The organism is Methylobacterium sp. HJ2 (genome assembly GCF_056431005.1).
Genome location: NZ_JBWJYM010000006.1, coordinates 242,686 through 265,821 on the forward strand (window position 1 = coordinate 242,686; position 23,136 = coordinate 265,821).

The window sequence follows — 23,136 nt, forward strand, 5'->3', positions numbered from 1 at the left end:
CGCCCCGCAAGCTCAGGCCAAAAACAAAGAGCCCGGCCTTTCGGGCCGGGCTCCAAGCGGTGCAGATCTTCCCCGAGCCGGGGAGGATCGGATCAGTAACGGTAGTGGTCGGGCTTGAACGGGCCGCTCTCGCTGACGCCGATATAGGCTGCCTGATCGGGGCGGAGCTTGGAGAGCTTCACGCCGATCTTCTCCAGGTGCAGGGCCGCGACCTTCTCGTCCAGGCTCTTGGGCAGGGTGTAGACCTGACGCTCGTACTTGCCCGGGTTGGTCCAGAGCTCGATCTGGGCGAGCGTCTGGTTGGTGAACGAGGCCGACATCACGAAGGACGGGTGGCCCGTGGCGTTGCCGAGGTTCACCAGGCGGCCCTCCGACAGGAGGATGATGCGGTGGCCGTCGGCGAACTCGATCTCGTCGACCTGCGGCTTGATGTTGTTCCACTTCAGGTTCTTGAGACCCGCGACCTGGATCTCGTTGTCGAAGTGGCCGATGTTGCAGACGATGGCCCGGTCCTTCATCGCCCGCATGTGGTCGAGGGTGATGATGTCCTTGTTGCCCGTGGCGGTCACGAAGATGTCGGCGCGCGGGGCGGCGTCCTCCATCGTGACGACCTCGTAGCCCTCCATCGCGGCCTGGAGCGCGCAGATTGGGTCGATCTCCGAGATCATGACGCGGCAGCCGGCGTTGCGCAGGGAGGCGGCCGAGCCCTTGCCCACGTCGCCGAAGCCCGCGACCATCGCGACCTTGCCGGCCATCATCACGTCGGTGCCGCGGCGGATGCCGTCGACGAGCGACTCCTTGCAGCCGTAGAGGTTGTCGAACTTCGACTTCGTCACCGAGTCGTTCACGTTGATCGCCGGGAAGAGCAGCTTGCCCTCCTTGGCGAGGTTGTAGAGGCGGTGCACGCCCGTGGTGGTCTCCTCGGAGACGCCCTTGATCGCGTCGGCGAGGCCGGCGAACCAGCCCTTCGGCTTCTCGGCGAGCTTCTTCTTCAGCAGCGCGAAGAAGATCTCCTCCTCCTCGGATTCCGGCTTGTCGAGGAAGGCGGTGTCGCCGTTCTCGGCGCGCAGGCCGAGGTGGACGAACATCGTGGCGTCGCCGCCGTCGTCGAGGATCATGTTCGGCACGCCGCCGCCATGCCAGTCGAACAGCTTCGAGGTGTAGTCCCAGTACTCCTCCAGAGTCTCGCCCTTCACGGCGAAGACCGGGATGCCGGCGGCGGCGATCGCGGCGGCGGCGTGGTCCTGGGTCGAGTAGATGTTGCAGGACACCCAGCGGATGTCGGCGCCGAGAGCCTTGAGCGTCTCGATCAGCACCGCGGTCTGGATCGTCATGTGCAGCGAGCCGGCGATCTTGGCGCCCTTGAGGGGCTGGCGCGCGCCGTACTCCTCGCGGACGGCCATCAGGCCCGGCATCTCGGTCTCGGCGATCGAGATCTCCTTGCGGCCGTAATCGGCCAGCCCGATGTCCTTGACGATGTAGTCCTTAGCCATGAGGCCTCCTGCTCCGTGTCACGCTCGGGCGCTCCCGCCCGGGCTCGGTCCGCCGAGCCTGTAGCAGGTCGTCGGATACGAAGCAATCAAGACATAAAGATGTCTTTATACGTCGCTGCCGGACCGGGCCGGCAGCGACGCGGGCCCGCTCAGTCCCGGCCGCGGGTCAGCCAGCCGACGCCGAAGGCGACCGCGGCGACGAGGGCCAGCGTGGCGGCGCGGTTGTCGTCGGCGCGGGCGGCCAGGGCGCGGCCGTGATGCTCGGCCCGGCTGCGCACGTAGCGGCTGCGGTCGCCGACCTGATCGTAGAGCGCGCGCCCGCGCTCGCCCGCCTCGTCGGCCAGGCGGCGGCCGTCGCGGGCGAGATCGTCGGCGGCGTCGCGGGCGCGGCCATAGGCGTGTTGGGCGGCACCGGCGACCTGATCGACGGCGCCCTCGACCTGGGGACGCGGACGGCCGCCGATGGCACCGACCGCCGATTTCGCGCGACCGCGCAGGTTGCGGAGGCCGCCCTCGAGATGGTCCCTGTTCATGGTTGCGATCCTTGCGGTGGGGCGGCCGGGCTCGGCCGGATGGTGCCCCGAAACGAGGAGGGCCGGCAGCGCCGGCCCCGATGGCTGATGGGATGCGGCGCCGGATTGCCGCCCGGCGCCGATGGCGCGCCTCAGGTGCGCTTGACCGCGTCCGCCGCCTGCTGCGCGGCGTTCTTCACGCCGTCCTTGACGTCGCCCACGGTCTTCTGCGCGTCGCCCTTCAGCTCCTGCGCCTTGCCCTCGGCCTGAAGCTTCTCGTTGCCCGTCAGGCTGCCGACGCCCTGCTTGACGTTGCCGACCGCCTCGTTGGCCAGGCCCTTCAGCTTGTCCGTGGTGCTGCTCATCGTGGTCTCCATTCGGTTCGGGCGGCCGGCCCGGCCACGTCGCCGGGTCGGGGCCGCCCCGTCTGGGTGGTCCGAACACGGCGTCGCCGCCAAGGTTCCATCACGCTCGATCACGGCTCGTTCAGGGTCCGGGTCCCGTCAGGCTCGGGGCGGGCGGCTGGGTCCGACCCGGCCCGGCGTGCCATCGGCGCCGGTGAAGATTTTTTGCCGGGGTCGCGAAATCTTTACAGACGACGCCGTCCCTAACGTCGGGCAGTATTCTCGGCATACCGTATGCCAGCCTCCGGCCGGAGACCGGCCCGCGCGGCCGGGCGCGCCGCGAACCACCACGGGGAACGGACCCATGAGCATCGCGATCGTCGGCGCGGGCGCCATCGGCGGGCAACTCGGCGTCAAGCTCGCGACCGCGGGCGAGCGGGTCACCTTCATCGCGCGCGGCGCGAATCTCGCGGCGATCCGGTCCGGCGGCTTGCGGCTGATCGAGGAGGACGGCTCCGAGATCCACGCCCGGGAGGTGCGGACCACGGACTCGATGCGGGAGGCCGGGCCTCACGATTACGTGCTGCTCACCGTGAAGGCGCATCAGGTCGGCCCGATCGCGGCCGATCTCGGCCACCTGATCGGGCCCGACACGGCGGTCGTCACCCTGCAGAACGGCATCCCGTGGTGGTACTTCCTGCGCGGCCACGACGGGCCGCATGCGGGGCGGCAGGTCGAGAACTCGGATCCGGGCGGGCAGATCGCGCGCCATCTCGACGCCGCCCGGGTGATCGGCTCGGTGGTCTATCCGGCCGCGATCCTCGAGGCGCCCGGCGTGGTCCGGGTCGTGGAGGGCAACCGCTACACCCTGGGCGAGCCGGACGGCTCCGCGAGCCCCCGGGTCAAGGCCCTCTCGGACACGCTCACCGCGGCGGGCTTCAAGGCGCCGGTGACCGGCGACATCCGCTCGGAGATCTGGCTCAAGCTCTGGGGCAACCTCAGCTTCAATCCGATCTCGGCGCTGACCCACGCGACGCTCGTGGACATCTGCCGGTTCCCCGAGACCCGCTCCCTCGCCCGGGCCATGATGGAGGAGGCGCAGGCGATCGCCAACGCGCTCGGCGTCAGCTTCCGGGTCGATATCGACCGGCGCATCGCCGGCGCCGAGAGAGTCGGCGCGCACAAGACCTCGATGCTGCAGGACGTGGAGGCGGGCCGGGGGATCGAGCTCGAGGCGCTGGTCGGCTCGGTGATCGAGCTCGGCCGCATCACCGGCACCCCGACCCCGCATGTCGACGCGGTCTACGCGCTGATGCGGCTGCTCGGCAAAACCCTCGCCGAGGCGAACGGCCGCCTCGCGATCCAGGCGGCGTAGGGCGCCCCTGCGGGGGGCGCCGGCCGCTCAGATCTCGATCTCGGTGCCGACCTCGACCACCTGCCGGGTCGGCACGCAGAAGAAGGCGCCGGTGCGCTCGGCGTTGCGCTGCATGAAGGCGTAGAGGTTCTCGCGCCAGGGCGCCATGCCGCGTTTGTCGCTCTTCGGGATCACGGTCTCGTGCCCGACGAACACGGTGAGGTCGTCGAGCACGTGGGCCGGCAGGTGCCGGTGCTCCACGGCGCAGCGCAGGCCGTCGGGGATCGAGGCGTCCTCCATGAAGCCGTAGCGCAGGGTCACCCGGTAGAAGTCGGGCGCCAGGATCGAGACGTGGCCGCGCTCGGATTCCGCCACGGTCGGCGTCTCCTCGTACTGGGCGCAGATGATCAGCACGCGCTGGGGCAGGGCGTGGCTGCGCTCGACGAAGCGGGAGAGGTGCAGGGGAATGCCGTGCGTCGCCGAGGACAGGAAGGCGCCGGTGCCGCGCACCCGCACGAGGTCGCGGTGCTGCAGGCCCGCCAGGAACACGTCCTCGGGCTGGCGCATGCCGGTGCGCGCGGTCTCCACGAGCTGGTTGCCCTTGCGCCAGGTCAGCATCATCAGGGCCACGAGGCCTGCGAGCACCAGGGGAAACCAGCCGCCCTCGACGAGCTTCACGCTGTTGGCGCCGAGGAAGACGAGGTCGATCGCCAGGAAGAAGCCGTTCACCGCCGCGACCGCGAAGGGATTGTAGCCCCATTTCAGGGCGATCAGGGCGGCGAGCAGCGTGGTGATCGCCATCAGGAGCGAGACGGCGATGCCGTAGGCGCCGGCGAGCGCGTCGGAGGAGCCGAACACCACCACCGCGGTCAGCGTCGCGGCGGCGAGCAGCCAGTTCACCGCCGGCACGTAGATCTGGCCGCGCTCGTCGCTCGCGGTCTGGACGATGCGCATCGTGGGCAGGAAGCCGAGCTGGATCGCCTGCTGGGTCAGCGAGAACACCCCCGAGATGATCGCCTGCGAGGCGATCACGGTGGCGAGCGTCGCCAGCCCGATCAGGGGGAAATGCGCCCAGTCGGGCGAGAGGCGGTAGAACGGGTTCTCGATGGCGTCGGGCTCGGCCAGCAGCACCGCGCCCTGGCCGAAATAGTTCACCACCAGCGCCGGCAGGACGAGGGCGAACCACGCGACCCGGATCGGCTTGGCGCCGAAATGCCCGAGGTCGGCATACATCGCCTCGCCGCCGGTGACCGCCAGGAAGGCCGCGCCGAGCATCGCGAAGCTGACGTGCCAGCCGGCGCCGTAGAGGAACTCCACCGCCCGGAGCGGGTTCAGGGCGGCGAGGATCTCGGGCCGGTCGAGGATGCCGCCGATCCCCATCACGGTGAGCACGGCGAACCAGAGCAGCATGACGGGCCCGAACAGCCGTCCGATGAAGGCGACGCCCTTGCTCTGGACCAGGAACAGCCCGACCAGGATGACGAGGGTGATCGGCACCACGAAGCGGCCGAGCGCGGGCGCGTCGACCTTCAGGCCCTCCACCGCCGAGAGCACCGAGATCGCGGGCGTGATCGCCCCGTCGCCGTAGAGGAGCGCGGCGCCGATCAGGCCGACCACGAGGAGGAGGGCCTGCCACGTGCCCGGGCGGGCGTGGCGGGCGCCGAGCAGCGCCAGCATCGCCACGATGCCGCCCTCGCCGCGGTTGTCGGCGCGCAGGATCAGCACCGCGTATTTGAGCGAGACGATCAGGATCAGCGACCACAGGATCAGCGAGACGGCGCCGATCACGGCGGCGGGCTGGGCACCACCACCGCCGCCGCTCGCCGCGCGCACCGCCTCCTTGAAGGCGTAGAGCGGGCTGGTGCCGATGTCGCCGTAGACGACGCCGAGCGCGCCGAGCAGCAGGGCGGGACGCAGCCGCCCCCGGTCGCCATGGCCGGAGGCATCCTCCGCACGGGCTTCGGTCTGACTCAACGGAGGCTCCGGGGGACGGATCGGATCGCGAGGTCCCGCACGGGGCACGGGCGCCGCAAGAGCTAGCGGCTGCGGGCCGCAGCGTCCAGGGAGGCGCCGGTCACGGACGAGACATCGCGGCGCCGATCGCCACGATCGGCGTGAGCGCCGCCTAGCGGTATCCCGCCGCCTGCAGCTCGAACAGCTCGGCGTAGCGCCCGCCCCGCGCCAGGAGGTCGGCGTGACCGCCTTCCTCCAGCACGCGGCCCTCCTCCAGCACCAGGATGCGGTCGGCCATGCGGACGGTGGAGAAGCGGTGCGAGATCAGCACGGCGGTGCGGCCGGCGCTGAGATCGCGGAAGCGCGCGAAGACCGCGTATTCGGCCCGCGCGTCGAGGGCGGCGGTCGGCTCGTCGAGGATCAGGATCTCGGCCTCGCGCATGTAGGCGCGGCTCAGCGCGATCGCCTGCCACTGCCCGCCGGAGAGGTCGATCCCGCCCTCGAAGCGCTTGCCGAGGGGCTGGTCGTAGCCCTGCGGCAGGCCGGCGATCAGGGCATCGGCCCGGCCGCGCCGCGCCGCCGCGGCGATGCGGGCGGGATCGTCGCGCGCGGCGATCCGGCCGACCGCGACGTTCTCGCCGGCCGTCAGGTCGAAGCGCACGAAATCCTGGAAGATCACGCCGATGCGCGCCCGCAGCGCGTCGAGGTCGTAGGCGGCGAGCGGCAGGCCGTCGAGGAGCACGCGCCCCTCGGTCGGATCGTACAGGCGGGTCATCAGCTTGACGATGGTGGTCTTGCCCGCGCCGTTCTCGCCGACCAGGGCGACGGTCTCGCCGGGGCGGATCCTGAAGCTCAGGCCGCGCAGGGCGAAGCCCTCCGCGCCGGGATAGCGGAAGCCGACATCCTCGAAGACGAGCTCGCCCGGTCCCGAGGCGGGCAGGGGCGCGGGGTCGGGGGCCGAGCGGATCAGGGGCTCGATCGCGAAGAAGGAGAACAGGTCGTCGAGATACTGCGCCTGTCCGGAGATCTGGGTGAAGCCCAGCAGGAGCCCCTCGATCTGGCCGCGCAGGCGCTGGAACGAGCCGGCCAGGAAGGCGAGGTCCCCCACCGTGAAGGCGCCGCCCACCGTGCGCCAGACGATCACCGCGTAGGCCGCGTAGTAGGCCAGGGTGCCGAGCGCCGCGAAGGCCCAGCCCCAGCCGGCGCGGCGCAGGGCGAGCGCGCGGTTCTCAGCGACCAGCCTGTCGGCGAGTCCGGCATAGAGGTCGGCGACGTAGCCGTGCAGGCCGAAGAGCTTCATCTCCTTGGCCGCCTCGACGCTGGCGCCGAGATAGCGCAGGTAGTCGATCCGCCGCCGCTCCGGCGTGCGCTTCCAGGCCAGCCGGTAGCCGGCCCGGGTGAAGTGCCACTCGGCCAGGAAGGCCGGCACGAGGGCGAGGGCGATCAGCAGGATCAGCCAGGGCGCGAAGGCCGCGACCCCGAGCGCCAGGGAGGCGAGGGTGACGAGGCCCTGTCCCTGCCCGAAGACCTGGGCGATCAGGCTGGTCCGGCCCGTGACCTGCCGGCGCGCGCGCTCGAGGCGGTCCTGCTGGGCGCTGTCCTCGAACTGGGCGAGGTCGAGGCGCGCGGCGTGGTTCATCAGGCGCAGCGAGGCGGCGTTGCCGTAGGCGTCCCCGATCAGGCTCTCGACGAGATTCACGAGGCGGGAGACCGCGTCCGACAGGAGGGCGAGGCTGAGTTCGGCGGCCACCAGGAGGGCGAGGCGCCGCAGCTCCGGGTCGGCGAGCCACGCGGCGGCCCCGGAGGGCGGGGGCCGGGCATGGGCCGCCACGATCGCGTCGAGGATGAGCTTGGCGAGGTAGAGCATCGCCAGGGGCAGGCAGGCGCCGACGAGCCGCAGGCCGGCATTGGCCGCGAACAGCCCCGGGCTCGCCGCGCGCACGTGCCGGAACAGCGTCGGCAGGTGGCGCAGCGCGCCGACCCGCTCGCGCAGGAGGGCATCGAGGCGGGCGGTGTCGAGGAGAGCGGTGCCGAGGCGGGCCATCGCGGCCGGTATGCCGGGTGGGAGCCCGCGCGTCGATCCTCCGCGCGCCATCCAAGCGCGACCCCGGCGCCGATGCGCGGCCGTGTCGGGAGGCCACGCGGCGGTTATCCCGCCCATTCTCACGGACCGGCATTGTCGCGACACGCCCGAATATTGCCTCTCTGGGCGGTAGGATGAGAGACATCTGCTCTTGGGGGAGGATCGAATGCTGAGCGGCTCGGCCTTGTTGCGGGTGTCCGGGCTCCTCGTCGCGGCCGGGATCATCGCCGCGCTGATCCAGCTCCTGTGGCCGCGCTCCGCGCCGCTTCCGGCGGGCGATGTGCCCGTCGTCGCGGCGCCGCCTGCGGCCAAGCGCGCGGCGCCGGCGGAACCCGAGGCGCCGCGCGCGCCGCAGCCCGCGTCCCCGCCGCTCTCCGCGACGCCTCCGCCCGCGGTCGCGCCCCCCTCCGCCGCCGCACCCGCGCTCACCGAAGGGCCCGCGCCCGCAGCGACGCCCGTCCCGGCTCCCGCGCCCCCGCCGCAGGATCCGCCGCCGGCCCCCGCACCCGAGGATGCGGCCGACCGCGCCCTCGACGCCGCCGGTCCCAGGGCCGTCGCGCTGGTCGACCTCAACACGGCGACACTCGCCCAGCTCAACGGCCTCAAGGGCGGCGGCAGCATCGGGCGCGCCATCATCCAGCGCCGGCCCTACACCTCCGTCGACCAGCTGATCTCGAAGCGGGTGCTCAGCCGCGCGACCTACGACCGGATCAAGGATCAGGTCACGGTGCAGTAGGGGCGCGACAATCGCGGCGTCCGGTCATCGGCCCGGCGCGCGTCCCGTCTGGCGCGGGCCTGCCGCCTTGCCTATGCTCCCCGGGCGCGGCCGCCGGGGCCGGAACCGAGGATTTGCGGATGCTGACGCCCACCGGGAACACGATCCTGCGGGACGATCTCGGCGTCGAGGAGACGACGGAGACCGACAACATCGTCCGCTGGGACGGCGAGCGCCTCTACGTCGAGCACGACGTCTACCACAACGGGCAGCTCGTCCACCGGAAGTACCGGCGCAACGTCACGGAGCCGGTCGCCCGGGCCCTCCTCGCGCTGGTCAACCGGACGCGCCAGTAGGGCGGCCCCGCGCCGCGCCGGCGCCGCGGCTCAGGGCTGCCAGTGCGGCGCGCGCTTGCCCAGGAAGGCGTCGATGCCCTCGGCGGCGTCCGCCATCATCATGTTGCGGGTCATCACCCCGGCCGCGTAGGCATAGGCCTCGGCGAGCCCCATCTCGGACTGGGCGGCGAAGGCCTCCTTGCCGATGGCGAGCACGCGGGGCGCCTTGGCGGCGATCTGGCGGGCCATCGCCCGCACCGCGTCCGACAGCCCGGCCTCCGGCACGACGCGGTTGACGAGGCCGATGCGCAGCGCCTCCGCGGCATCGATCGGCTCGCCGAGGAGCAGCATCTCCAGCGCGGCCTTGCGGGGCACGGCCCGGGACAGGGCCACCATCGGGGTCGAGCAGAACAGGCCGATATTCACCCCCGGCGTCGCGAAGCGGGCGGTCTCCGCGCAGACCGCGAGGTCGCAGGTGGCGACGAGCTGGCACCCCGCCGCGGTGGCGATGCCGTGGACCTCGGCGATCACCGGCTGCGGCAGCCGGGTGATCGCGAGCATCAGCGCCGAACAGGCCGCGAAGACCACGTCGGCGGCCTCCCGGCCGGGATCGGCCCGCATCTCCTTGAGGTCGTGCCCGGCGCAGAAGGCGGGACCTGCGCCGCGCAGCACCACGACGCGCACGCTCCGGTCCGCCCGGATCGCGTCGAGCGCGTCCTGCAGCGCCGCCATGAGGCCCAGCGACAGGGCGTTGCGGGCAGGCCCGCGGTTCAGGGTCAGGGTCGCGATGCCCTCGGCATCGGCGCGCAGCAGCACGGGCTCCGCGGCGACGGGGTGAGTCGAGGGCTCGGCGGCTGGGGACATCGGACGGCTCCGCGGCAGCGGCGGCAGCGCGGGCCGCCGGCGGCGGTCTCTAGCACAAGGTCTGGGCCGGGCCGAGGCGGACGGCGCCGCCGCGCAGCAGGGTGCCGCAGGCCTCGGCCAAGCTCCGGAAGGCGGGCGGGCAATCCGGCCGGCGCAGGCCCGCAGCGGCCTCGGAGAAGCCCTGGGCCCAGCCGAGAAGCGCCCCGTGGCTCGCGGGCAGGATCAGCGTGCCGCCGTCGCGGGCGGGCGCGCAGGCGAGGAGGGCGGCCGCGTCCGGCGCGGGATCGGGCGCGAAGCGGAAGCCGAGGGGGGCGCCGTCGTACTCGGCGATCTCCAGGTCGATGCGGGCGACGTCGGCGCCCGCGCCGTGCCAGCCGACGGCCGGCATCTCGGCCACCAGTCCGGCCAGGCCGCCGAGCGCCTCGGCGCAGGCGGGCTCGGCGATCAGCAGGCGCGCCCCGGCGCCGGCGAGGCAGCGGGCGAGCCGGGCGCCGGTGAGGGCGGGATCGATCAGCGCGACGCGCAGGCCCGCCCGGACGAGGCCGAGCCAGAGGGCGTGCCGCGTGGGCGCGTCGCGCATCAGCAGCGCGACCGTGTCGCCGGGGCGGAAGCCCTGGGCCAGGGCCCAGCGGGCGGTGCGGGCGAGCGCGGCGCCGAGTTCGGCGTAGCTCAGGTTGCCGTCCGGTCCGGCCAAGGCCGGGGCCGCGCCGAGGATCGCGGCCAGATCCTCCATCAGCGCGGGCAGGGTGCGGATCGGACCGGCCGCGAGCCGCGGCCCCGCCCCGGCCGGCCGTAGCAGCGGGGTTCCGGGCGCGGAGCGGTCCTGAGCGGGGTGGAGCATGCGGCGTCGGGCCCGGTTCACGAGAGGCGGGAGGCAAGCCGTGGCGGCCCCGGGTTAATTTTTTGCGCATCCCGGCTTGGCGGATCGGGCGTCCGCCCCACGCGCGGGCCGCGTCAGCCCCGCGCCGCGTCGCGGATCTGCGAAAGCGTCCGCCCCGGGCTGATCGCCTCGGTGGAGACCTTGAGATGCAGGATCGCGGGCAGGCCGGAGGCGAGCGCCGCGGCCAGGGCGCCGGGAAAATCGGCGTCTCGCTCCACGGTGGCGCCGAAGCCCCCGAAGGCGCGGGCATAGGCGGCGAAGTCGGGGTTGCGCAGGTCGGTCGCCGAGACGCGGCCGGGGAAGTCGCGCTCCTGGTGCATCCGGATGGTGCCGTAGCTGGCATTGTCGCAGACGATGCAGACGACGGAGAGGTCGAACTGCACGGCGGTGGCGAAGTCCTGGCCGGTCATCAGGAAGTCTCCGTCGCCCGCGATGCAGAGCACCGTCCGCTCCGGATGCAGCGTCTTCATGGCGATCGCGGCGGGCAGGCCGTAGCCCATCGAGCCCGAGGTCGGCGCGAGGTGCCGGTTGAGGGCGCGGAAGCGGCAGAAGCGGTGGATCCAGGCGGCGTAATTGCCCGCTCCGTTGCAGATCACGGCATCGGGCAGCGCCTCGCGCAGGTGGATCATCACGGCTCCGAGATTGACCGGGCCCGGCTGCGGCGTCGCCGCGTCGCTCCAGGCCCGGTAGGCGGCGTGCGCTGCCCGGGTCTCCTTCGCCCAGGCAATCCGGTCCGGCGGCGGGAGGCGCGCGAGCGCCGCCGCCGCGCGCGCCGGGCTCGCGTTGATCGCGAGGTGCGGGCGGTAGACCCGGCCGAGTTCCTCCGCGCCCGCATGGACGTGGACGAGGGTCTGGGCCGGGCTCGGAATGTCGAGGAGGGTGTAGCCCTGGCTCGGGATCTCGCCGAGGCGTCCGCCGAGCAGCAGCACGAGGTCGGCCGCGCGCACCCGCTCGGCGAGCGCCGGGTTCACCCCGAGCCCGAGGTCGCCCGCGTAGGCCGGGTGGAGCGGATCGAACAGGGACAGGCGCCGGAAGCTCGTGGACACGGGCAGGTCGTAGGCGTCGACGAAGCGGCGCAGATCGGCACAGGCGGCCTCGCTCCAGCGGCTGCCGCCGAGAATCAGGAGCGGGCGCCGGGCCCCGGCGAGGAGGCCGGCGAGGGCGGCCATCTCCTCGGACCCGGGCGCCGCCTCGACCGGCCGGACCGGCTCGGCCAGGGGGCCGGGGCAGGGCAGCCGCAGGATGTCCTTCGGCAGGGCGATCACCACGGGCCCCGGCCGCCCGGCGGTGGCGGCGTGGAAGGCGCGCGAGACGTATTCGGGGACGCGGGCCGGATCCTCGATCTCGGTCGCCCACTTGGCGATCGGGCCGAAGGCCGCGCGGTAATCGACCTCCTGGAAGGCCTCGCGGTCGCGCTGGCCGCGCTCGATCTGACCGACGAACAGGATCATCGGCGAGGAATCCTGCTGCGCCACGTGCACGCCCGCCGAGGCGTTGCTGGCCCCGGGCCCGCGGGTGACGAGGCAGATGCCGGGCAGGCCGGTGATCTTGCCCACCGCCTCGGCCATCATCGCGGCGGCGCCCTCGTGCCGGCAGGTGATCACCCGGATGCCGGAATCGCGCAGGGCGTCGAGCACCGGCAGGAAGCTCTCGCCCGGGACGGTGAAGACGTGGCGCACGCCGTTGACGGCGAGCTGCGCGACGAGGGCCTGCGCGGCGGTGGGTGCGGCTGTGTCCGATGTCGTCACGGGCGGATCCGGATCGCGGGGAGGGGACGGCGCCGGACGTGCCCTCACCCGGCACGCGCCCGACCGCCCCTCATACCCGATCCCGACAGAGTTTGGCCGATCCCGGCCGACCCGAGCGGGGTCCGGCCGCGGATCCTCAGCGCACCTGCGTCACCCGCGCAGTCGCCTTCCGCTCGCGCTGGTAGGCGGAGATCGCCGCGGCGCAGCCGGGCGAGATCTGCCGGATCTTCGCGCGGAAGCAGGCCTCGACCTCGGGGCCGCCGGGCGCGTGCTCGCTGCAATGCTGCAGGTAATCGCCGCTGCAATACTGCTTCAGCCCCTCGCGCGCCGGAGACGCCTCGGCGCGGGCCGGGGCCGGCACGCAGAAGCAGGCGAGGACGAGGAGGGACTTGCGGATCCTGGACATCGGGCGACCTCTCGTTGCACGGGCCGCGCCCCGCGAGGGGGCCGACCGATCCTGCCGATCAGACCGGGGCGACGGGCGCGCGGTGGAAGATCGCGCCGGCATCCCCGATCACCTCGACCACCCAGGTCCGCGTGGCGGCGCGACTCGATGCGCCGGTCCGGCGGCAGGCTCGCGCCAGCCGCTCGGCGATCTGGGTGGCCTCGGCCAAAACGACAGTCTCCAGTGCGGTGGATGCACGCCAAACTGTCGAATCGGGCGTTCTGATCTGAAGAAGGAACACGGACAGCGGACTCTGGACAGTGTCAAGGCGCACGTCAGCTTCTGCACGACCGGACCGCGCCGGGCCAGGGCCACCCCGGCGGGTTCCCGGCGCCGAGGACGCTCGGGCAAGAGAACGGGATGCTCAGGCAGCGCGAAGGCAGCGCGCCCCGGGATTCTGGAAACGCCGGACGGGCCCGCGCGGTCCATCGCCGGCCGGGCCGGGCGGTGGGCGCGTCGGCGCGGGACGGCGGCGCTCTCGCCGCGCCGGAGCCAGCGCCCGGCTGCCGTCCTCGAGGACCCAGCCGTTCCGGCCCCGGGCTCTTCGCCCGGTACAGGGCCTGATCCGGCACCGTGCCCGGCGCGCCACGCGCCCTGTCGCCTCCGGAGCCCGGGCCTGCGGCCGATCCGCCGCCCGCTCGCCCTCGGCTTTGCGAGGACCTATGTGGCGAGGCGCGCCGAGCGGATCGCCAGAACCCGCCGGCTTCGAGGAACACCAGAGGACAACCGAACGATGCGTGCCCCTATCCCGCTCGCCCTCGCCGCCGCGCTCGCCGCCGGCCCGGCCCAGGCGCAGATCCGCAATGCCCCGGCCCCGCGGGCGCTCGAATTCGCCGCCTACATCTTCGCCGCCTCGAACGTCTGCGGCTACCGGATCGACACCGTGCAGTTCGAGGCGCTGCTCGCCAAGCAGAACACCCGGGCCGAGGACGTCGCCCCGCGCGGGCCCTTCGGCAGCCGCGTGCAGACCATGTTCGCGCTGATGTCGAACCAGATGGCCCTGAACCGCGACAGAGCCTGCATCGCGGTGGCGGGCGAGTACGGCCCGGAGGGCAACGTCGCCAAGAACGTGCTGCTGCCGGTAGGTGCCGAGGCGCCCGCGGCGACGGCGCCCACGCCCTCTCCGGCCCCCGCAGCGCCCGAGCCGGCCGCCCCCAAGCCGGCGCAGTAGCCAGGCCCACCCAGGAGCCGGATCTCAGGCGCCGCCGAGCCGCCAGTCGATCGGCGTGCGTCCGCGGCTCTCGAGCCACGCATTCGCCCGCGCGAAGGGCCGCGACCCGGGAAAGTCCCGGGCGCGGTTCAGGGGCGAGGGGTGTCCGCTCTCGACGATGGCGTGGCGGCTCCCGTCGATCAGGGCGGCGCGGGCGCGGGCCTGCGCACCCCAGAGCAGGAACGCCGCGGGCTCCGGCCGCGCCGAGACCGCCGCGACGGCCTCGTCGGTGAGCGCGGCCCAGCCGTAGCGCAGGTGCGCGCCGGCCTTGCCGGCCTCGACGGTGAGCGCGCTGTTGAGGAGGAGCACGCCCTGGCGCGCCCAGGGGGTGAGGTCGCCCGTGCCAGGCCGCACGCCCTCGACCTCGGCGAGGATCACCTTGAGGGAGACCGGCAGGCGCCGCGGCCCGACATACGAGAAGGCAAGGCCGTTGGCGTCGCCCGGGGTCGGGTAGGGATCCTGGCCGAGGATCACCACCCTCACGGCATCCGGCGGCGTCAGGGCGAGGGCGGAGAAGATCCGCTCGGGCGCGGGCAGCACACGCGCGCCCGCCGCGATCCGGGCGTCGACGCGGGCCGCCACCGCATCGGCCGCGCCGGTGCGGAAGAAGGGCAGGGCGGTCCAGGGCGAGCCGGAGGCGCGGAAGGCCGCGAGCGCGGCCGCGACGGGGTTCGCCGCCTCTGTCGTCATCGCTCCGCCACCAAGCGTTCGCCGTCGGGGATCGCCAGCGGCGCGGTCCGGCGGATCTCGGCCATCACCGCGTTGGCCAGCAACGGGCCGTCGGTCGCGCCGACGAGCGTGCGCCCGGCGCGGAGCGCCCCGTAGCCGTTGCCGCCCTCGTAGAGGAAGTTGTTCGAGGCCACTCTGTAGCGGCGGCCCGGGTCGAGGAGCGCCGCGCCGACCGTGACCGCACGCACCCGCCGGCCCGGCGCGGCGGCGGGATCGAAGGCGACGCGCAGGCCCGAGACCTGGACGATGCGCCCGGCCGGGCGGCCCCAATCGGCGAGCCCGTTCTCCAGGAGGTCGAGCAGCACGGCGCCGGTGATCTCGACGAGCACCACGGTGTTGCCGAAGGGCAGCTCCTGCAGCACGTCGCGCCGCGTCAGCGCGCTGCCCGCCGGATAGAGCCGGTTGCCGCGGATGCCGCCGCCGTTCATCAGCCCGATCTCGGCGCCGGTCGCGGCGCGCATCGCGTCGGCCACGAGGTTGCCGAAGCTCGCCTCTCGGGCCCGCACGCTGGCGATCCGGCTGTCGAGGGGGAGGCGGGTGGTGCCGAGCGTCACGTCGAGCTCGCGCGACAGCTCGGCTTCGAGGACGCGCACCGCCGCCAGCGTCTCGGGATCGGACGTCGCGTCGGCCGAATCGTGGATCCGGAAGCTCGGACGCCAGCGCAGGCGCCGCTCGGCGCCCGTTCCGGTCACCGTGCAATGCACGTCGATGGCGGTGACGAACTGCGCGTCGACGCTCGATTCGCAGAGCAGGCGCTGCCCGTCGTAGCGCAGCAGCAGGTCGTGGTCGTGGCCCGACAGGAGGATGTCGGCATGGCCCTCGGCCAGCATGGCGAGGTCGCTCGGGCGGCCCGTATGGGTGACGGCGACGACGATCTCGGCGCCCTCCCCGCGCAGGAGCCGGGCCTGCTCGGCGAGGGTGGCGGCCTCCGGGCCGAAGCGCAGCGGGCCGCTCTGCGACTTCTCGGGCGTGCTCTCGAGCGCGATACCGACGAGCCCGACCCGAACGCCCCCGAGATCGGTGACGAAGCGATCCTCGACGCCCGGCAGGGCACGCCCCTCGCCGTCGCGGAGATTGGCCGCGAGCGTGCGGAAGCGGGCGCCGCGGATGCGCTCCAGGAAGGTGGCGGGGCCGAAATCGAATTCGTGGTTGCCCGGCACGAACACGTCCGGGGGCGCGAGCGCCAGCATCGCCATGATGTGGGCGCCGCGGTCGAAGCCCGACATCAGCGAGGGCGAGAGCGTGTCGCCCGCATGGGCGTAGAGCAGCGGCACGCCGCGGGCCCGCTCGGCCTTCACGATGGCGTTGAGCCGCGCGAAGCCGCCGCGCCCGTCGACCTCGCCCATCAGGTAGAGGTCGTTGACGAGGAGCAGGGTGAAGGTCGGGAGCGGGGCGCCCGGCTCGGCGGCGGAGGCGGGCAGCCCCGCGCCGAGGCCGGCGGCCAATCCGAGTCCGAGGGTCTGGCGGCGGTTGGGGCTGACCATGCGGGCCAGCCTAGCCCCGCGCGGCCACGATCCGGTGACGGCTCATCGAGGCGCGAAGGTGTCGCGCACGGCCTTGGCGTTGCGGCGGACCATCGGCCAGATCCAGGCCCCGGAGGCGAGATAGGCGCCGGGCGGCATCGGCCGCAGGTCCGCGACGAGGCGCGCGGCGAGGCCCGGCACCGCGAGGCGCCCGGCCGGCGCATCGGTCTTGCGGTAGACCACCGTCGTGTCCTCGCGCGGGTAGGCGGCGTCGGGCACGAGCCCGGCCCGGCGAGCGAGCAGGTCGAAGGTCTCGCGGACGTAGCCGTGCACGTGGGCGAAGTGGAAGCGCTCGTGCGGGGGCTTGCCGGTGGCGGCCATGTTGGGCACCGCGGCATAGAGCCGCCCGTCGGGCTTCAGCCAGCGGGCGAGCCGCTCCATCACCACGGCGGGGTCGCGCAGGTGCTCGAGCACGTGATGGGTCGAGACCACGTCGAAATGGCCCGCCGGGAAGCGCTCGTCGTCGGCATCGTCCAGAACCTCGACCCCGTGCGTCGTGCGGGCGTAGTCCGCGTAGTCGCGGCCCGGCTCGATCCCGATCGCCTCGCAGCCCCGCGCCCGGGCAGCGGCCAGGAACTCGCCCGACCCGGAGCCGAAATCGAGCACGCGGGCGCCGGGGGCGAGCTTGGGTGCGAGGAGATCGGCGCGAAACCGGGCCTCGCGGGCCGAGCGGTTGAGGTGGTGACGCGGAGGGCCGCCCGCGAAGGCGAGCTGGTAATCGGCCCGGTACGCGCTTGCGTAATACTCGGCGAGCTCGTCCGGCGTCGGCATCGGATCGGTGCGAATCAGCCCGCACTGGGTGCAGGCGACCGAGCGCAGGGTCTTCAGCCGCCGGTCGGACTCGGCCACCACGACGCTCTCGCCGCAGCCGCACAGATTGCACGCCGCGGGCGCCCCCGTGTAGGGATACCCGGTGAACGGCACGAAGTGCCTGAGGAAGTAGCGGGGGGAGGGCATGGCGCTCTGTCCGTCGGATCTTCGCAATCAGGCTCCGTGCTCTAGATCGTTAATCCTGTCGCGACAATCGCGGCGTCGGCGCCGGCCCGCCCGCCCCTCGCCGCCTCGGGGGGCCTGAGCAGGCCGCCCGCCGCACCGGAAGCCTTGAGTTGATGAACGAACGCGTCGAACCCGCCTCCCTGGCGGCCCGTCAGCCCCTCGCCCCGCAGGCCCCCGTCGCGGCCGGCACCCTGCCGGCCGAGCACCCGCCCGTGCGCTGGGGCCGCGTCGGGGTGCTGCTGATGAACCTCGGCACGCCCGAGGGCACGAGCTACTGGCCGATGCGCCGCTATCTGAAGGAGTTCCTCTCCGACCGCCGGGTCATCGAGGTGCCGCGCCTGATCTGGTGGCCGCTCCTCAACCTGATCATCCTGACGAAGCGCCCGGGCCCCAAGGGCCGCGACTACGCCAGCGTCTGGAACAACGCGCTGAACGAGGGCCCGCTCAAGACCATCACCCGAGGCCAGTGCGAGCGGCTCCAGGCCGCGATGGGCGACACGGTGGTGGTCGACTGGGCGATGCGCTACGGCAAGCCCGAGGTGTCGCTCCGCATCCAGGCCCTGCTCGACCAGGGCTGCGACCGCATCCTGCTGGTGCCGCTCTATCCCCAATACGCCGCCGCGACTTCGGCCACCGCCTGCGACCAGGCCTTCAAGGCGCTGATGCAGATGCGCTGGCAGCCCACCGTCCGGGTCTCGCCGCCCTATCACGACGACCCGGTCTACATCGAGGCGATGGCCCAATCGATCCGCGAGGGTCTGGCCAAGCTCGATTTCGAGCCGGAGGTGATCCTCACCTCGTTCCACGGGGTGCCCAAGAGCTACCTCCTCAAGGGCGATCCCTATCATTGCCAGTGCGTGAAGACCGGGCGCCTGATCCGCGAGGCCCTCGGCTTCTCGACGGAGCGGATGCGGGTGACCTTCCAGTCCCGCTTCGGCAACGAGGAATGGCTGAAGCCCTACACCGACGAGACGGTGCAGAGCCTCGCCAAGTCCGGCGTCAAGCGCATGGCCATCGTGGCGCCGGGCTTCACCGCCGACTGCCTCGAGACGCTGGAGGAACTCGACGGCGAGAACCGCCACTATTTCGAAGAGAACGGCGGCGAGCGCTTCGCCTACATTCCCTGCCTCAACGACTCGGATCTCGGCATGCGGGTGATCGAGAACGTGGTGCGGCGCGAGCTGCAGGGCTGGCTCTGACAGGAGCGGCCCCGCACGGGTTACTCGGAAGGCACCTTGCCGGGGCGGCGGTCCCGGTTATGATCAGGCTCTGCCGTGCGAATCGGCCTGGAGGACATCGATGGGCTTCTTCATCGTCATCGCCTGTTCCTGGCTGGTGGTCGCGGCCCTCGAGGTCCTGGCCTTCCGCCGGCAGAACGAGCTGCAGGCCTCCGGTCTCGTGCCGGTGACGCGCGCGGCCGATTCCGCCTACCTGCACCCGTCGCGCCCGTACTGAGGGGAGCGGCCGGGCCCGAGAGCCCGGCCCGTCCCCACCCGGCCGATCAGGGCTTCTTGGCCGGTGCCTCCTCGGGCGCGGGCGGCGCCGCGGCGGTGCGCTCGATCTTGGCGTCCGCGCGGAGCTTCAGGATCAGGTCCTGCTGCGCCTTGCGGATCAGGTGCTGGTCGATCTGCTCCTTCAGCTCGTCGTAGGTCGGCAGCGGCTTCATCCGCTTCTCCTCGACCTTGATGACGTGCCAGCCGAACTGGGTCTTGACCGGGTCGGAGACCTGCCCGACCGGCATCTTGAAGGCGGCGTCGGCGAATTCCTTCACCATCCGCTCCTTGGTGAACCAGCCGAGGTCGCCGCCCTCGGTCTTCGAGCCCGGATCCTTGGAGGTCTCCGCCGCGACCTTGGCGAAATCCTCGCCGCCCTTGATCCGCGCGGCGATCTTCTTCGCCTCGGCCTCGTTGTCGACGAGGATGTGCCGGGCGTGGACCTCCTCCTCGGGCTTCATCAGCTTGGCGCTCTGCTCGTAGACCGCCTTGGCGGCCTCCGGGGTCGCGGCCTTCTTGGCCTCGCGCTCGAGGTACTCGTCGAGCAGGAGCTTGTCGCGGAAATAGCCGAGCTTGCGCTTGAAATCGGGGCTGTCGGCGACCTTGGCGGCCTCGGCCGCCTGCGCGCCGACCTTGAGGTCGATCAGGTAGTCGACGAGCAGGCCGCGCTTGGCCGCGTCGTCGACGCCCGGCAGCGACAGGGCCGGATCGTCGCCCGCCACCGCGAGGTCGCCCCCGGTGATCGGGGCGCCGTTCACGCGCGCCACCACGGTGTCGTCCTTGATCGGCGCCGCCTGCGCCTCGGGCGCCTGGGTCGGAGCCTGGGACGCCGGCGGGGCGGCGCTCTCGGGCTTGGTCTCCGCCGCGCACACGCCCGGCACCGTCAGGGCGAGCGCGAGGGCGCTGGCGCGCCAGAGATGGGTCGGCTTCGGCATGGCGTCGGGATCCTCGGGAGATGCGCCTGTCCGTCAGGCGTCGATGGCGCCGCCCGTGAGCGCTTGAATCGGCCGCGGGCGGCGTCACAGGTGGCTCGGGGGCCTGGCAAACGCAAGCGTGGCCGCGCCCGGGGCCGGACACCGGATCGTGAGCGGGCGGCGCGATCGGCGGCACGGGAGGCGGGCGCCGGGGGCGGGCCGGACGGAGCCGCCTCTTTTAGATGCGCCCCCCGATGTTTACCTCTATAAGCCCGGCCAACTCAGCCCAAGGCAGGCCCGCGACGGCATCCCGTCCGCGGGCTCGCGCGTCCGCAGGTTCACGATGCTAGGCAGCCTCGCCAAGAAGATTTTCGGCTCGTCCAACGACCGTCGCGTCAAGGGCTACCGCCCGCGCGTGGCCGCGATCAACGCGCTGGAGCCCGAGATCCAGGCCCTCTCGGACGAGCAGCTGCGCGCCCGCACCGAGATGCTGAAGGCGGAGATCGCCGCCGGCAAGAGCCTCGACGACATCCTGGTTCCGGCCTTCGCCACCGTGCGCGAGGCGGCCAAGCGCGTGCTCGGGCAGCGTCACTTCGACGTGCAGCTGATCGGCGGCATGGTGCTGCACGAGGGCGCCATCGCCGAGATGAAGACCGGCGAGGGCAAGACCCTGGTGGCGACCCTGCCGGTCTACCTGAACGCGCTCTCGGGCAAGGGCGTCCACGTCGTCACGGTGAACGACTACCTGGCCTCCCGCGACGCGGAGTGGATGGGCCGGGTCTACCGCTTCCTCGGACTGTCCGTCGGCACCATCGTGCACGGGCTCGACGACGAGCAGCGCAAGGCCAGCTACGCCTGCGACATCACCTACGGCACCAACAACGAGTACGGCTTCGACTACCTGCGCGACAACATGAAGTACGAGATGTCCCAGCTGAGTCAGCGGGGGCACAACTACGCCATCGTCGACGAGGTCGATTCGATCCTGATCGACGAGGCGCGCACGCCGTTGATCATCTCCGGCCCCGTCGACGATCGCTCGGAGCTCTACGTCTCCGTCGACGCGCTGATGCCCCGGCTGCAGAAGTCCCACTACGATCTCGACGAGAAGCAGCGCACGGTCTCGCTGACCGAGGAGGGCAACGAGTTCATCGAGGAGGCCATGCGCGAGGCGGGTCTGCTCAAGGAGGGCGACCTCTACGACGCGCACAACGTGTCGCTCGTCCACCACCTGAACCAGGCGCTCCGGGCCCACACCCTGTTCACCCGGGACAAGGACTACATCGTCCGCAACGACGAGGTGGTGATCATCGACGAGTTCACCGGCCGCATGATGCAGGGCCGGCGCTACTCGGAAGGGCTGCACCAAGCGCTCGAGGCCAAGGAGCGGGTCACGATCCAGCCCGAGAACCAGACGCTCGCCTCGATCACCTTCCAGAACTACTTCCGTCTCTACGGCAAGCTCGCGGGCATGACCGGCACGGCCTCGACCGAGGCCGACGAGTTCGCGGAGATCTACAAGCTCGACGTGGTCGACATCCCGACCAACAAGGAGGTCGAGCGCGTCGACGAGGACGACGAGGTCTACCGCACGGTGGGCGAGAAGTACGACGGCATCATCGCCGAGATCGACAAGGCGCATGCCCGCCACCAGCCGATCCTGGTCGGCACCGGCTCGATCGAGAAGTCCGAGCACATCGCCGAGATGCTGACGAAGCACGGCTACACCTTGCTCGACTACTCGGACCCGAACGCGCTGACCGACGTCTACGCCGCCGCCCGCGAGGGCCGGATCACCAAGCGCTTCGCCGTGCTGAACGCCCGCTTCCACGAGCAGGAGGCCTATATCGTGGCCGAGGCCGGCGTGCCGGGCGCCATCACCATCGCGACGAACATGGCCGGCCGCGGCACCGACATCAAGCTCGGCGGCAACGTCGAGATGCGCGTCGAGAAGGAGCTCGCCGGCCTGGAGGAGGGCCCCGAGCGCGAGGCCAGGATCGCGGCGATCAAGGCCGAGATCGCCGAGAACCGCGCCAAGGTGCTGGCCTCGGGCGAGCCGGCCGACCCGGCCGCGGGCCGCAAGAAGGACCTGCCCGGCGGCCTCTACATCATCGGCACCGAGCGCCACGAATCCCGCCGCATCGATAACCAGCTCCGCGGCCGCTCCGGCCGCCAGGGCGATCCCGGCCGCTCGAAGTTCTACCTCTCGCTGCAGGACGACCTGATGCGGATCTTCGGGTCCGACCGCATGGACGGGATGCTGCAGAAGCTCGGCCTCGAGCAGGGCGAGGCGATCATCCATCCGTGGATCAACAAGGCCATCGAGAAGGCGCAGCAAAAGGTCGAGGCGCGCAACTTCGACATGCGCAAGAACGTGCTCAAGTACGACAACGTCATGAACGACCAGCGCAAGGTCGTGTTCGAGCAGCGCCGCGACTTTATGGGCCAGGAGAGCGTGCGCGAGACGGTCGACGAGATGCGCCACGGCGTGATCGACGACCTCGTGGCGACCCACATCCCGGAGAACGCCTACGCCGAGCAATGGGACGTGGCGGGCCTCGCCCAGCGCGTCTCCGAGGTGCTGAACCTCGACGTGCCGGTCGAGGATTGGGCCAAGGAGGAGGGCATCGCCGACGAAGAGATGCGCGAGCGCCTGCGCAAGGCCGCCGACGAGGCCTACGCGGCTCGCGCCGAGAAGAACGGCGCCGAGATCAGCGCCTATATCGAGAAGCAGGTGCTGCTCCAGACCCTTGACCACCTCTGGCGCGAGCACCTCGTCACCCTCGACCACCTGCGGCAGGTGATCGGCTGGCGCGGCTTCGCCCAGCGCGACCCGCTGAACGAGTACAAGTCGGAGGCCTTCGACCTCTTCAACGGCCTCGTCACGTCGCTGCGCGAGCAGGTGACGAGCCAGCTCTCGCGGGTCGAGATCATGTTCCAGGAGCCGGATCAGGGCGGCCTGCAGCCCTTCCCGACCGAGGCCCCGAGCCTGCCGCCGATGTTCGCCCAGCACCTCGACCCGGTCACCGGCGAGAACGAGATGGACTATTCCGGCCGCGGCACGGGCAGCGCCGGCGGGGGCGGGCCGGCCGTCGGCTACGCCGCGCAGGGGCTCTCGGCGGACGGCGCGGTGCTGGAGCGCGATCCCGAGGATGCCGCCACCTGGGGCCGGGTCGGGCGCAACGAGCCCTGCCCGTGCGGCTCGGGCAAGAAGTACAAGCACTGCCACGGCAGCTTCCAGGCCTGAGGGGCCGGCCTCGGGGGCTACCGGATTGACTTAGCGGTTCCGCCGCTCGACCACTCCCTCTCCCCTCTGCGGGAGAGGGTGGCCCGCGAAGCGGGTCGGGTGAGGGGGCGACGCTTCCGGACGGCGCGCAACGTCGATGCCGAGCGTCGTCCTGAAGCCGGGTTCCCCTCTCCCGCCTCACTCCGTTCGGCACCCTCCCCCGCAGAGGGGGAGGGAAAACCCGCGGGTGCCATCCGAGATGTGGGAATATCCGAGCCGAGGGCGGGCGGCGGGATCGCCCTCTCACCACGATCGCCAT

Annotated in this window: 21 protein-coding genes; 7 read left to right on the forward strand and 14 right to left on the reverse strand. The window is 72.3% G+C overall.

The annotated features are described in order from the left end of the window. Window positions 1-92: 92 nt before the first annotated feature. The 3 genes from ahcY to ACS5RC_RS16580 all read right to left on the reverse strand — a co-directional run bounded on the left by ahcY (window position 93) and on the right by ACS5RC_RS16580 (window position 2,370). The gene (ahcY, locus tag ACS5RC_RS16570) at window positions 93-1,493 is read right to left on the reverse strand and encodes an adenosylhomocysteinase (RefSeq protein WP_478344983.1); all 1,401 of its coding nucleotides are present in this window, start codon (window positions 1,491-1,493) and stop codon (window positions 93-95) included. A 149-nt stretch (window positions 1,494-1,642) separates the two neighbouring features. Then, window positions 1,643-2,026 (reverse strand): CsbD family protein, encoded by a 384-nt coding sequence (locus ACS5RC_RS16575; protein ID WP_478344984.1) that lies wholly within the window; start codon window positions 2,024-2,026, stop codon window positions 1,643-1,645. Between the two features lie 131 nt (window positions 2,027-2,157). Beyond that, window positions 2,158-2,370, reverse strand: coding sequence for a CsbD family protein (locus ACS5RC_RS16580; RefSeq protein ID WP_478344985.1), 213 nt, complete (start codon window positions 2,368-2,370; stop codon window positions 2,158-2,160). 343 nt (window positions 2,371-2,713) lie between these two features. Between ACS5RC_RS16580 and ACS5RC_RS16585 the strand changes: the two genes are divergently transcribed. Beyond that, window positions 2,714-3,724 carry a 2-dehydropantoate 2-reductase gene (locus tag ACS5RC_RS16585; RefSeq protein ID WP_478344986.1) on the forward strand — a complete coding sequence of 337 codons (1,011 nt, stop codon included), beginning with the start codon at window positions 2,714-2,716 and terminating at the stop codon, window positions 3,722-3,724. A gap of 27 nt (window positions 3,725-3,751) precedes the next feature. Here ACS5RC_RS16585 and ACS5RC_RS16590 read toward each other — a convergent pair whose 3' ends face one another. Both ACS5RC_RS16590 and ACS5RC_RS16595 read right to left on the reverse strand, forming a co-directional pair. Continuing rightward, window positions 3,752-5,677 (reverse strand): potassium transporter Kup, encoded by a 1,926-nt coding sequence (locus ACS5RC_RS16590; RefSeq protein WP_478344987.1) that lies wholly within the window; start codon window positions 5,675-5,677, stop codon window positions 3,752-3,754. A 151-nt stretch (window positions 5,678-5,828) separates the two neighbouring features. Then, entirely contained in the window at window positions 5,829-7,700 is a 1,872-nt protein-coding gene (locus ACS5RC_RS16595; protein ID WP_478344988.1) for an ABC transporter ATP-binding protein, read from the reverse strand. A gap of 205 nt (window positions 7,701-7,905) precedes the next feature. On the opposite strand from ACS5RC_RS16595, the gene ACS5RC_RS16600 reads away from it, so the two are divergent. Together ACS5RC_RS16600 and ACS5RC_RS16605 are read left to right on the forward strand one after the other, a co-directional pair. After that, window positions 7,906-8,475, forward strand: coding sequence for a ComEA family DNA-binding protein (locus ACS5RC_RS16600; RefSeq protein WP_478344989.1), 570 nt, complete (start codon window positions 7,906-7,908; stop codon window positions 8,473-8,475). A 119-nt stretch (window positions 8,476-8,594) separates the two neighbouring features. Further along, window positions 8,595-8,810: a hypothetical protein gene (locus ACS5RC_RS16605; protein WP_478344990.1), complete on the forward strand. Its 216-nt coding sequence runs from the start codon at window positions 8,595-8,597 to the stop codon at window positions 8,808-8,810. 30 nt (window positions 8,811-8,840) lie between these two features. Here ACS5RC_RS16605 and ACS5RC_RS16610 read toward each other — a convergent pair whose 3' ends face one another. From ACS5RC_RS16610 to ACS5RC_RS16630, 5 genes are all read right to left on the reverse strand, one after another. Continuing rightward, a complete protein-coding gene (locus ACS5RC_RS16610; RefSeq protein ID WP_478344991.1) occupies window positions 8,841-9,653 on the reverse strand; it encodes an enoyl-CoA hydratase in 813 nt (270 codons plus the stop codon). Window positions 9,654-9,702: 49 nt separating this feature from the next. After that, complete coding sequence (locus ACS5RC_RS16615) at window positions 9,703-10,494, reverse strand: AMP-binding protein (RefSeq protein WP_478344992.1); 792 nt, start codon at window positions 10,492-10,494, stop codon at window positions 9,703-9,705. Between the two features lie 113 nt (window positions 10,495-10,607). After that, entirely contained in the window at window positions 10,608-12,281 is a 1,674-nt protein-coding gene (locus ACS5RC_RS16620) for a thiamine pyrophosphate-binding protein (protein WP_478344993.1), read from the reverse strand. Window positions 12,282-12,417: 136 nt separating this feature from the next. After that, window positions 12,418-12,687, reverse strand: coding sequence for a hypothetical protein (locus tag ACS5RC_RS16625; RefSeq protein ID WP_478344994.1), 270 nt, complete (start codon window positions 12,685-12,687; stop codon window positions 12,418-12,420). 58 nt (window positions 12,688-12,745) lie between these two features. Continuing rightward, window positions 12,746-12,895 (reverse strand): hypothetical protein, encoded by a 150-nt coding sequence (locus tag ACS5RC_RS16630; protein WP_478344995.1) that lies wholly within the window; start codon window positions 12,893-12,895, stop codon window positions 12,746-12,748. Between the two features lie 564 nt (window positions 12,896-13,459). On the opposite strand from ACS5RC_RS16630, the gene ACS5RC_RS16635 reads away from it, so the two are divergent. Then, window positions 13,460-13,897 (forward strand): hypothetical protein, encoded by a 438-nt coding sequence (locus ACS5RC_RS16635; RefSeq protein ID WP_478344996.1) that lies wholly within the window; start codon window positions 13,460-13,462, stop codon window positions 13,895-13,897. 24 nt (window positions 13,898-13,921) lie between these two features. Here the strand turns inward: ACS5RC_RS16635 and ACS5RC_RS16640 are convergent, their stop codons facing one another. From ACS5RC_RS16640 to ACS5RC_RS16650, 3 genes are read right to left on the reverse strand one after another with little or no spacing between them, the layout of a single operon-like run. Next, on the reverse strand, window positions 13,922-14,626 hold the full coding sequence (locus ACS5RC_RS16640; RefSeq protein ID WP_478344997.1) for a uracil-DNA glycosylase: 705 nt from the start codon (window positions 14,624-14,626) through the stop codon (window positions 13,922-13,924). Next, a complete protein-coding gene (locus ACS5RC_RS16645) occupies window positions 14,623-16,149 on the reverse strand; it encodes a bifunctional metallophosphatase/5'-nucleotidase (protein WP_478344998.1) in 1,527 nt (508 codons plus the stop codon). Before ACS5RC_RS16645 ends, ACS5RC_RS16640 begins: the two co-directional genes overlap by 4 nt. A 42-nt stretch (window positions 16,150-16,191) precedes the next feature. Continuing rightward, window positions 16,192-17,145, reverse strand: a complete 954-nt coding sequence (locus ACS5RC_RS16650) for a class I SAM-dependent methyltransferase (RefSeq protein ID WP_478344999.1) — start codon at window positions 17,143-17,145, stop codon at window positions 16,192-16,194. Window positions 17,146-17,297: 152 nt separating this feature from the next. Here ACS5RC_RS16650 and hemH point away from each other — a divergent pair, with 152 nt between their 5' ends. Both hemH and ACS5RC_RS16660 read left to right on the forward strand, forming a co-directional pair. After that, window positions 17,298-18,383: a ferrochelatase gene (gene hemH / locus ACS5RC_RS16655; protein WP_478345000.1), complete on the forward strand. Its 1,086-nt coding sequence runs from the start codon at window positions 17,298-17,300 to the stop codon at window positions 18,381-18,383. 100 nt (window positions 18,384-18,483) lie between these two features. Continuing rightward, window positions 18,484-18,639: a hypothetical protein gene (locus ACS5RC_RS16660; RefSeq protein WP_478345001.1), complete on the forward strand. Its 156-nt coding sequence runs from the start codon at window positions 18,484-18,486 to the stop codon at window positions 18,637-18,639. A 46-nt stretch (window positions 18,640-18,685) separates the two neighbouring features. On the opposite strand, the gene ACS5RC_RS16665 is transcribed toward ACS5RC_RS16660, so the two are convergent. Further along, window positions 18,686-19,612: a peptidylprolyl isomerase gene (locus ACS5RC_RS16665; protein WP_478345002.1), complete on the reverse strand. Its 927-nt coding sequence runs from the start codon at window positions 19,610-19,612 to the stop codon at window positions 18,686-18,688. Window positions 19,613-19,934: 322 nt separating this feature from the next. Here ACS5RC_RS16665 and secA point away from each other — a divergent pair, with 322 nt between their 5' ends. Beyond that, on the forward strand, window positions 19,935-22,838 hold the full coding sequence (gene secA, locus ACS5RC_RS16670) for a preprotein translocase subunit SecA (protein ID WP_478345003.1): 2,904 nt from the start codon (window positions 19,935-19,937) through the stop codon (window positions 22,836-22,838). Window positions 22,839-23,136 lie beyond the last annotated feature (298 nt).